The organism is Moorena sp. SIO3H5 (assembly GCF_010692395.1).
GTDB lineage: Bacteria > Cyanobacteriota > Cyanobacteriia > Cyanobacteriales > Coleofasciculaceae > Moorena.
Map to the genome: position 1 here is coordinate 16589 of NZ_JAAHHS010000057.1, position 11886 is coordinate 28474.

The window sequence follows — 11886 nt, forward strand, 5'->3', positions numbered from 1 at the left end:
AACCTCTATACCTTAGTATTGTACCTGAATCTTGTCGAAATCCACATCCAGCCTACTGTAACATATTTTATTGTGATGTTAAGATAAGTGATGCTAAAGCAGCAGCAGCATCAATATGAAGATTATGCCCTCCTGACAGAAAAACTCGTTTAGCTTGAGTCATAGTCATTTTCTGTTGTTGCAAATCTTCTGGTCGATTTAGTTTGCTACTATCTCCATAAACTAACGTAGTCGGAACTTGGATAGATTTGAGCATCTCCAAATATTGAGATCGACCACCAGGTAAATTGTTTAAACCCAGAATAGAACGAGTACGAATAATTGCATCCCAACTCCAGCGAACTCCACCTTGATCTGGTTGTGTAATTCGCTGAGCTAAGATATAAGAAAATTCTTCTGACAGACTAGGTATCGCTTGACGCAACCTACTTGCAGCAGTTGCCACATCAGGAAAGATGGGATGTTGAGGAGTAGAACTGAGATAGTCTAAACAAGTCGTTAGCTGATTAACTGCGGATTCTTTCTTGCTTTCCTCAGCAGGTAGCGGAAGTTCTACCAAAATCAACTCTTTGATTTTCTTTGGTCGCACGCTAGCGATCGCAGTTGCCAGCATGGCACCCATGGAATGACCTACTAACAACAAAGGTTGGTCTGGTAATTCCTGAATTACCCGGTCTATCTGAGCTAAAAATGTCAGTGAACTATAAGAAGTCACCAGTTCTAAATGAGATGAACGTCCGTGACCAAATAAATCGGGAGCCACTACCCGATAACCTTGTGCTGCTAGAGGAAGTGCGACTTCTTGCCAAGCTAATCCTTGTTCCAAAAGACCATGAATACACAGAACTACAGGATGCTCCGGGGAACCCCAACTACACAGACAGATCTGATTTCCTCCAAACTCCAGGAATTTTTCCTCCATAGTTGGCTGCTCTTTCGAGGAGGTTGTAGAGACTTGAGGCTGTTGATTTGTCGGAGTTGTAACTAGGTTTGGCAACTCATAATTAAGTTGGCTGGCTATCCGTTGAGTTTCTGACTTCAACGGATAAGGTAATTGAATCGTTTTCCATTTGTCTGCCAAGCTCTCATCAATAGTATTGTGTTTGAGGAAGTTAGGGTCACTGATTGACAATGACTTTTGATGAACACCCCCTGTCATGCGATCGCCCTGATAAGGTTGTAAAAGTTCTGGCTCGAAGGCAATATTAAGAAAGTCGCATAGTTGGGATAGCACTGATTCTGGTTCTGTCACCAAATCTTCATAGTGAATCTGATGCTGACGTTCTGGCTCCAACTGGCTCAGGAAATTTAGAATGTTCTGGTTACTCTTAGCCCATACTTGCTCCGCTACCCGGTAAGGATTTTCCTCACCCAAACCAACAAGTTTTTGCATCCGCATCCGCACAAATGATTCTATAACTGAGTAGGGATGGCGAACCAGGTAAATGTATTTGGAGTTAGCAAAGAGTGCTTCCCCTCGTTCTAGGATAGTGGGCTCCATAGCATAAGTAGGAGACTTATCTACGAGCAGACGAGGTGCTATATGCTCCTGAAGCATCCCATATACCTGCTGAATTGATAAGTTCTGTGACTCGAGGTCTTTAATTAGAGCCTGACTAGCTGTTGCATCCAGGTTTTTTACTTCCATGAAAGTTTTTTGTAACCCTTCCCCCAAGTAAGAAAGGTTGAGTTGCTCCTGTCGCTCCTTCATGGTGTCAAAGGGTAACAGATGTAACTCCGGTGGTGACAATAGGGAAGAATGACCCGCTAGCATTACTCTGAGTAAAGTTGAACCTGAGCGAGGACTCGAAAGGATAAAAATAATGCCAGGAAGACGTGAAGAGACAGAAGCTGGGCGTACAGAGTTTCCACTAGGTGAACTTTTGGTTGCAAAGATTTCTAAGCTTGTTGGAGATGGTTGAGTAGCAAGATTATCTTCACTCAACTCAGCACTCAAATATTGAGTCAGGGAGTCGATTGTTGGTCGTTCGTAAAACTCTCTGGGATAGATAATAAAATCTAGGTCGCTACTAAGTTTATTGACAACTTCCATTCCCATTAACGAATCCATACCCAACTCTACAAAATTGTCATCAGTGGAAATTTTTGATGGATTGATTCCGAGAGTTTTTGCTACTACCAATTGAATATAAGTTTTCAAAATATCTTGACGTTCAGTTATTGGTGCAGCTTGCAATTTTTCTAAAATGCGTTCGTCTGTCTTTTCTGAGCTTGTCTCCTGTTGCAAGAGTTCTAATAGTAAAGAACTTGGATTTGCCGAACTAAATTGTTTTGCCAATACCGACCAATCTACAGGCAATACTCCCACCTGTGCTGTAGACTGAGTGCGTACAAGTTCCTCTAATACTTGTATTCCTTGCTCTGGAGAAATCAAACTTATCCCTGCCGTTTGCATTCGATTTTGATGCTGACTTGCAAGACGAATCGCCATACCACCTTCAGACCAGCCTCCCCAGTTAATACTTAATCCTGGTAATCCCATCTCCCTACGAGAATGAACTACAGCATCCATAAAAGCATTAGCTGCAGCATAGTTTCCTTGACCGGGTGAACCTAATAAGGAACTCATAGATGAGAAGCAAACAAAGAAATCTAGGGATAAATGCTGGGTTAATTTATGTAGATTCCAAGTCCCGTTGACTTTGGGGGCCATCACTTTCGTAAAGCGCTCCCAATTGGTTTGTTGCAGTAGGCCATCATCCAAAACGCCTGCTGCATGAATTACACCTAGTAGTGGGGGTAGAGATGTTTGAATTTGCTCTAGGATATTGGCGACATCGGATTCAACTGATATATCTGCTGAAAGAACTTTTACTTGAGTGCCTAATTCTTCCAAACTTTGAATCGTTTGTTGTGCTTGCTCAGAGGGTTGACGACGACTGATTAAAACTAAATTTCTAGCTCCTTTTTCTGCCATCCATGCTGCTGTCTTCAACCCCAGGGCTCCTAATCCTCCAGTAATTAGGTATGTGGCATCAGATCGCAGTGACAGGGGTTGAGATTCTTGGGGAATGTGCTTGAGTAAACGAGCAACGTATATTTTGCGATTGCGCACCGCTAGATGGTCTTCTTTTTGACTATCTATTATCTGTTGTAATAGTACTTCCACCTCATCTTCGGAACCCTGTGGATCGAGATCTACCAAACCTCCCCAAAGCTGCGGATGTTCAGAAGCGATCGTTCTACCTAATCCCCACAATGGTGATGTTGCCACTGTTAGTTTCTCTGTTGGTGACAATACAGGTTGAGTCCCTCTGGTGATCATCCAGAGTTTTGGTGGTGTTGAGTTGGGGTTTTTGACTAAAGTTTGTAATAAGTGCAGTGTACTGCCACATCCCCATAGTTGCGCTTGTTCTAAGGTTTCGGTGGTTAAATCTTGTTCAGAAGCAGTATCCAAACTCCACAGATGAATTACCTTTTGTAAGGGTAATTTACCGTTTTCGAATATTGTTTGATATACTTGTTCAAATTCCTGGGGATGAGATGGATTAATGTGATAAATCCCTGGTTCAGAATTTTGATAATTATCAGCTTGATAAACTACACTGCATTCATTTCCCAGCTGTTGCAAATGAGTGGCCAGAGATTTGCCCAATCCTTTTGAATCTGTCAAAATCAACCAATGACAGACTTGATTATTTGATTTGTTTCGTTGGGGTTTTATAGCTTGAGATATCCACTGGACTTTATAAAACCATTTTTTGGTAGTTAATCTGGCTAATTCTTGTTGATGTTGTTGAGATAATGATGCTAAGAAATCCGGTAATAATTTTAACTGTTCCGGTGGTAAATCACTAGTTTTTTCGACTTTTTCTGCTAACTCTTTAGTATTTCCTTGGCTGAGTAATTTAACGATAGTAGTACTCGTACCTTCAGGAGTACCTTGGAGGTTTGGCTCCCCAGAGCCTACAACTTGTTGTTGATTTGTACTAGTTTCTACCCAATATCGTTCTCGTTGGAATGGGTAAGTTGGCAATACTACTTTCTCACGGCTATAATCTCGATCAAATCCTGACCAATCTACTTTGGCTCCCTGTACATATAACTGTCCTAAACTTGAGAGAATCTGTTGCCATTCATCCACTCCATGACGCAAAGATGGCAGCCACACACCAACGTCTGGCGATAGACATTGCTTGCCCATACCTAATAATATTGGTTTGGCTCCAATTTCTAGGAAAGTTTCATAGCCTTGTTGGTGCAAGGTTGCCATACCTTGGGCAAACCTTACCGGTTGGCGCACATGATTGACCCAATATTGGGCAGAAGCGATACTCTGGTCTGCTTTTGTGCCTGTGACGTTAGATATGATGGGAATCCTGGGTTGATGGTAAGTGATTTGATTGGCTACAGCTTCAAACTCTGCCAACATGGGTTCCATCAACGGTGAATGGAAAGCATGGGATACTTGTAGCTGTTTGATTTTGATGCCTACTGATTCGAGGTGAGTTGCGATCGCTCTAACAGCTTTAGCTTCACCGGAAATGACTATGCTTTCGGGTCCATTGATGGCTGCTATCACTACTTTGTCTGACTGGGACATCGCCTTCAGAGTCTCTAGAACCTTGGACTCTGAAGCCATAACTGAAACCATCTCTCCACCAGCAGGTAATCCTTGCATTAACCTTCCTCTAGCGGCAATTAGTTTCAAGCCATCTTCTAAACTAAATACTCCTGCTACTGTTGCTGCTACATATTCTCCCACACTGTGACCCATCACGACATTTGGCTTAATACCCCAAGATTCCCATAACTTCAGCAAAGCGTATTCAATAGAGAACAGAGCTGGTTGGGTGTAACCAGTTTGATCTAGTGGAGAATCATTTGACTTTTGTGCATCTTGAGGGTAGAGAATTTCTAGGAGTGGATTGTCCAGGTAAGGACGCAGGATATGGTCACATGTATCTAAAGCTTGACGAAAAGTAGGTTGAGTTTCATACAATTGCCTTCCCATATTCAAATACTGGGAACCCTGACCTGTAAATAAGAAAGCTACTTTGCTCTCACTGCCACTATTGGGTACTTTGCCAGAAAAAACTCCAACTACTTCTTCCCCTGCTGTGTGTTGCCGAAGTTTTTGTGTTAATTCCTCTGGTTCAGAAGCAATAATGGCTAGGCGATGGTTAAACTGAGCACGTCCTGTGTTTGCGGTGTAACAGACATCTGAGATAGCCAATTCTGGATAAGTTTCCCAATGGTTTTGATAACGACTGACTAACTCTTCGAGCGCTTTTTCTGTCTTGGTTGACAGGGTTAGTATATGGAGGGGAGGTTCTAAGTCATTTTCACTTTTTCCTTTTGCCTTTTGACCCTTGATTAGCTCAGGAACCTCCTCCAAGAGTAAATGAGCATTAGTGCCACTTATACCAAAAGAACTAATCCCTGCTATTCTCGGTTTAGCTTCACAATTCCAAGGCATTAATGAAGTTGGTATTTTAATTGGTAATTTATCCCAATCTACATAGGGATTAGGCTGCTTTAAGTGTAAATGAGGTGGAATTTCTTGATGCTGAAGTGCTAAAACTACCTTAATTAAAGCTGATACACCTGCGGCTGCCTCTAAATGCCCAATATTAGTCTTCACGGAACCAACCACTAAAGGCTGATCCACTGGACGATTTTTGCCGTATATTGCGGCTAAAGCTTCTATTTCGATGGGGTCTCCTAAAGCAGTTCCTGTCCCGTGAGCTTCCAAATAGCTCACCTGATGGGGTTCTAACCTAGCATTGCTCAAGGCTTGTTGAATCACTTGTTTCTGAGCCATTCCATTAGGAACTGTAAGACCGCTACTAGGCCCATCGTGATTGATTGCAGAACCTCGGATAAGTGCTGAAATTAAATCACCATCAGTAATTGCATCGGACAAACGCTTCAAAACAACAACACCACATCCTTCTGCCTGACCATAACCATTAGCAGCAGCATCAAAAGTCTTGCAGCGACCATCAGGGGATAGTGCTTTCATTTTACAGCGGCCAATAGTACTGATTGGTGATAAGATTAAATTCACTCCACCTACTAATGCTAAGTTGGACTCTCCTGAGCGCAAACTTTGACAAGCTAGATGGATCGCAACTAAAGAACTTGAACAAGCGGTATCTAACTGTATATTAGACCCTTGTAAACCCAGTAAATGAGAAATACGGCCTACACCAAGACTTCGATTATTAACAAGAATAGGATTACTCAGACTCGCATAGTCATCTGTGGAGACGCCCATGAATACACTTGTCTTACTATTCTTAAGGTTAGTCCATGTTTGCCCAGCATTTTCCAGAGCTTCCCAGGTAACTTCTAAAAGTAGTCTGTACTGAGGATCTAAACTAATTGCTTCCCGAGGAGAAATACCAAAAAACAAAGGGTCGAACTGGTCAACTTGCTCAATAAATCCACCCTGTTTGGTGTAGGCTTTTCCTGGAATTTCTGGGTTAGGCTCGTAATGAGCATTAACATCCCAACGGTGAGGTGGTACTGGTGTAATAGCATCTATTCCATCATGTAATAAGCGCCAATATGTAGATGGGTCATTAGCTCCACCAGGAAACCGACAGGCCATGCCCACAATAGCGATTGGTTCAGTTTTTGCTTTGTTGACTGCTTCAAGCCTACTCCGCATTTCTTGTAATACTTGAAGCACCTCTTGAGAGGTTACATCTTGTTGGGTTGTTTTAGAAACATTGCTCATTGTCAGTTACCCTCCTTCAGTAAATTCTTGATTTCTTGTAACTCAGCAGCAATCGCATGATCAACTTTTCCTTGAGTTTCTATCTGCGCAGAATCTAGGTTTTGTGTATTTTGACTGTCATCAAGATCAACTTCTTCTTCGTCTTGCCCCTCTGGCAAAATTTCTTTGATTAAATGTTCCGCTAAGTTTTGGATATTAGAAGTCCCAAACAACTCAGCTGCACTAATCGAGCAACCCAAATTAGAACTCAAGAGATTTCTTAACTCAACTGTTAGCAAGGAATCCATGCCCATGTCAAAGAATCCCAACTCTGGATTGGGCAGTTTGGATTTATCAAATCCCAGCAATTTACCGACTTGAACTTGAAGATAACCGATCAGAATTTGGTTGCGTTCACTCTCAAGTGCTACTGCTAGTTGTTCTAAAAAGTTTTCATCCTTAGTTGTTTCTTTTTGTAGTTTTCTGGAAGCAAAAGCTTCTAAAAATGGAATTGTATGTCCTACTGGCAGCTGTCCTAAGAATTGAGGCCAATTTATGGGGAATACTCCTACTTGGCTAACGGGCTGTGATAGCAACTCTCCTAATATCTGCAATCCTTTCTCTGGAGTTATAAGATTCATTCCGGTTGTGCGCAACCGACTTTGATGTTGACTCCCTAGACGAGAAGCCATTCCTCCTTGATCCCAAGCTCCCCAATTAATGCTTAATCCCGGTAAGCCCAAGCTCCGACGATAGTCAGCCAAAGTATCCATAAAAGCATTTGCTGCGGCATAGTTCCCTTGACCAGGTGAACCCAGTAAGGATGCAATGGAGGAAAAACAAACAAAGAAGTCTAGTGGTAGCTTCTGAGTCAACTGATGCAAATACCAAGCACCTTGTACTTTAGGAGCCATAACTTGCCTGAAACGCTCCCAGCTCATCTGTTGTAAAACACCATCATCCAGGAATCCTGCTGCATGAATCACCCCTCGTAATGGTGCTTGAGATGCCTCAATCTGCTTCAGGATACTAGCAACGTCCTCTTCCTTAGAAACATCTCCTAGTATGACTGAGATTTTAGCTCCTGTTTGTTCTAATTGCTGGATAGTTTCCTGAGCTGTTTCTGAGGGAGTACGACGCCCGTTTAATACTATATGTCGTGCCCCCTGCTTAACCATCCATTGGGCTACTTCCAATCCCAATGCTCCCAAACCACCAGTCAATAAGTAACTGCCTTCTGTTCCGAATGCTATCTGTTGCTCTTGCTCTGAAATTGACTTTTGGGTTCGCCTTGCCAATCTAGCGGAATAACGCACTCCTCCACGAATTGCTATTTGGTCTTCATCATCAGGATTTAAAAGTTCCTTACCTAATGCTTCTAAGGCTTCTAAGCTGTTCCTGGTTTGGTCTAAATCAACTCGCCTACATTTCAGCTCTGGGTGTTCTAGTGCTATTACCCGACTCAACCCCCACACTGGTGCTTGCTGTACTGCTAGTTTCGGTTCATTCTCTTCTACATTTTGTGTTCCCTGAGTAACTAACCATAGAGGTACTATTGATGATTGCGAGTTTGACACCAATGCTTGCACTAAATATAGTACGCTGGCACAACCTAGTTCTTGAGCAGCTTCCAACTCTTCTGTTGAGGTATTAATATTCCATAGATGAACTACTCCTTCTAAGGTATCTTGGGTAGTAAACAACTCTTTTATTAGTTGTTGAAATTCTTGTGCATTCGTGGGATTTAGTTGATAGTGTTGGTCATCTAACTGCTTGTAACTAGAGCCTGGGGTTACGATGAGACAATTTTGATTCTGTTTTGCTAAGACCGTTTTCAATGCTTGGGTTTGCTGATCAGCAAATATGAGCCAATTTCCTGGTTTATTGGGTGATAGCAACTGTTGATGTTTTTTGGTTTCCCACTTCAGTTCGTAAACCCATTGTTTAACAGCTACTTCAGAGTAAGAAGACAGTTGAGCTAGCATTTCTCGGTTCAACTGATAACTTTGCTCTTGTGGTAAATTTTCTTGTTTTTTTGCTGTTAGTAATACATAGCTAGCCAATCCTTTGCTCAGTAATTTACCTAACTGATTATAGGATTGAAAAGCTGACTTAACATTATCGTCATGATTTTGTTCATATAATTCTCTGAGATTTTCTTCAAATTCAGCATCATACAAATAGTTGGATACTTCATGACTAATATCTATAGCACTAATTAATTGCAATTTATTTGGTGAGAGTTGCTCTACCCAATGTTGTTTGGTAATAAAGTAAGATGATGTTTCTTCGTGGTCAATATCAACATCACTATTAGCGATAAAATCTGCCATTACTAATAGACCTTCTTCCTGAAGATGCCTGCTTATATTGGAAAATAACAGCGATTTATCCTTAATATGATGAGCTACTTCAAATCCAAATGCCAGGTTGTAATTATCAGGAAACTCATCTTTTGAACTGTCTCGGTTAAAAATTTGTATCTGCTCTTGAAGTTGATAATCATTAACTTGGTTGGCAGCAAATTTAGCTTGTCCACTAGAAATTGTATAACCGTTTAGTTGTAGGTGTGGGTGATTTTTGGCTAAGGTTATTAAATCCGAGCCATATCCACAACCAAAATCTAACACTTTTTTGGTAGATGAGAAGTCTACTTGTGAAAAACATAGCCTTCTCAACTCTTGCTGTGCCTCTAATAAGGCTGTTTTATGGGTCGGGTTTTGATTAGAGTTAGTCAACATTTTTAGCCAGGAAAAACCGGGAATACTTTCTGGTAATATTCCAAAAGTTAAGAATTGCAGTGAATTATTTTCTTGTTGCTTTTCTTTACTCAATTTTTCTTGACTAATTTCTGCAAAAGAATTGTAATAGTCATAAACTACATTACCTTTAAATTCCAGATAATCTTGGTGACGGTTGACTAAGATTCCTAGCAACTTAGGCAACATTTTTTGTTCGTCTGCAGTTAATTCTGTAGAAAAGCTTAATTCCTGATTCAACCCTTCTATATCACTTTGATTAAGTAAGTCTACAATTAAACTTGAGCTACCATTAACAGCTTTTTGCCCTTGATTTTTGTCAGTATCTATCCAATAACTTTCTCTCTGGAATGGATAGGTGGGTATTGCTACCTTATGACAGGCGTAATCTTGGTCAAACCCTGACCAGTTTACCTTGATCCCTTTCATATATAACTGTCCCAAACTCTGCAACATCTGCTGCCATGCTTCTACTCCAGGGCGCAAGGATGGTAACCAAACACCAACCCCTTCTGGCAGACATTGACGCCCCATACCTAACAAAATTGGTTTGGGTCCGATTTCGAGGAATAACTCATATCCTTCCTGATGTAAAGTTGTCATGCTCTCGGCAAAGCGCACTGGTTGTCGGACATGACTCACCCAATATTCGGCAGAAGTAATTTCTGAGCCCACTTGTTGACCAGTAACATTAGATATTAGTGATATTTGAGGCTGACTATAGGTTACCTGTTTGGCTACTGCTTCAAACTCTGCCAGCATTGGTTCCATCAATCGTGAATGGAAGGCATGGGATACCTGTAGTTGTTTCGTTTTGATGCTAAGGGATTCTAGGTGAGTTGCGATCGCTCCTACTGCTTCTGCTTCCCCAGAAATGACTGTGCTTTCGGGTCCATTGATGGCTGCTATGGCTACTTTTTCTTCTAGGGACATAGCCTTAAATATCTCCAGCACTTTCGACTCTGAGGCGATAACCGAAACCATCTCACCACCTGCGGGCAATTGTTGCATCAAAGAGCCCCTGGCTGCAATTAGTTTGAGGCCCTCTTCTAAGCTGAATACTCCTGCTACTGTTGCTGCTACATATTCTCCTACACTATGACCCATGACCACATCTGGTTGGATTCCCCAAGATTGCCAGAGTTTAAATAAGGCGTATTCTAGGGCAAATAAGCAGGGTTGGGTATAGGCTGTTTGGTCTAGTAAGGATGAATTAGACTGTTCTTGGTTTGCTGGATAGAGAATTTCTAGTAAGGACTTTTCCCGGAACGTTTCTGTACCAAGGAGAATTTCATTACATTGCTCAAGTGCTTTGCGGAATACAGGTGCTTGTTGATACAACTGCCTACCCATATTGACATATTGGGAACCTTGTCCTGTGAATAACAAGGCGATTTTAGGTGCTGTACTGTTGTTTGGCAGTTCTATTGAGTAGATTCCTGTTACCTCTTCTCCCTGTTGGTGCTGTCGGAGTTTTTCCACTAATTCTTGTTGGTTCGAGGCGACAACTGCTAATCTGTTGTTGAAGTGACTTCTGCATGTGTTAGCCGTATAACAAATATCAGCGATTCTTAATTCTGGATAATTTTTGAGATAGTTTTGATAACTATTAACTAAATCATCAAGAGCTGCTTGAGTTTTGGCTGAAAGAGTTAATAGATAAACTGCACGTTCTAGAGTATCTTCTTTTACAGTCGAATTGCCATTCTCCTCTACTGTTGCCGATAAGCTGTTACCTTCTTTTGGTGCTTCTTCGATAACCACATGAGCATTAGTTCCACTAAAACCAAAAGAGCTTACTCCAGCGATGCGACTTTTACCATTGGTTTGCCAAGGGGTGAGTTGAGTCGAAACTTGCACTGGTAATTGAGACCAATTAATATAAGGATTGGGTTGCTTAAAATGTAGTGATGGTGCAATCTGTTGATGTTGCAGTTGCAGGACTACTTTCATCAAACCTGCTATTCCTGCTGCTACCTCTAAGTGACCTATGTTAGTTTTAGCGGTACCAACTATTAAAGGTTGCTCTTGGGAGTGGGTTTTTCCAAATACCGTTCCTATCGCTCCAACTTCAATAGGGTCTCCCAAGGAAGTTCCCGTACCATGAGCTTCGATATAACTAACACTTGCTGGGTCTACTCCTCCATTGGATAACGCTTTGCGAATAACCGCTACTTGAGATGGACCATTAGGCACTGTCAAGCCACCACTGGCTCCGTCTTGATTGATCGCAGTTCCACGAATTACTGCCAGAACATTATCCCCATTGGCTACCGCGTCAGAGAGTCGTTTTAAAACAATCACTCCGCATCCCTATCCACGTACATAGCCATTTGCCGAGGCATCAAAGGTCTTGCATCGACCATCGGGAGATAACATTTTAGCCTGAGAGAAAATAATACTAGTCTCAGGAGATAGAAGTAGATTGACACCTCCAGCTAA

Annotated in this window: 3 protein-coding genes; all 3 read right to left on the bottom strand. The window is 41.7% G+C overall.

The genetic code is table 11. The features are described from left to right. Positions 1 to 67: 67 nt before the first annotated feature. Positions 68 to 6706 carry a type I polyketide synthase gene (locus tag F6K52_RS09275; RefSeq protein ID WP_293076660.1) on the bottom strand — a complete coding sequence of 2213 codons (6639 nt, stop codon included), beginning with the start codon at positions 6704 to 6706 and terminating at the stop codon, positions 68 to 70. A 2-nt stretch (positions 6707 to 6708) separates the two neighbouring features. Further along, entirely contained in the window at positions 6709 to 11748 is a 5040-nt protein-coding gene (locus F6K52_RS09280) for a type I polyketide synthase (protein ID WP_364416799.1), read from the bottom strand. Positions 11749 to 11757: 9 nt separating this feature from the next. Then, positions 11758 to 11886, bottom strand: a 129-nt coding sequence (locus F6K52_RS36955; RefSeq protein ID WP_364416802.1) for a beta-ketoacyl synthase N-terminal-like domain-containing protein, incomplete at its 5' end; no start/stop codon positions are given.

Bases quoted from the DNA above. Each gene is read 5' to 3' on its own strand.
- F6K52_RS09275 (WP_293076660.1), bottom strand. From the start codon at position 6,706: ATGAGCAATGTTTCTAAAACAACCCAACAAGATGTAACCTCTCAAGAG.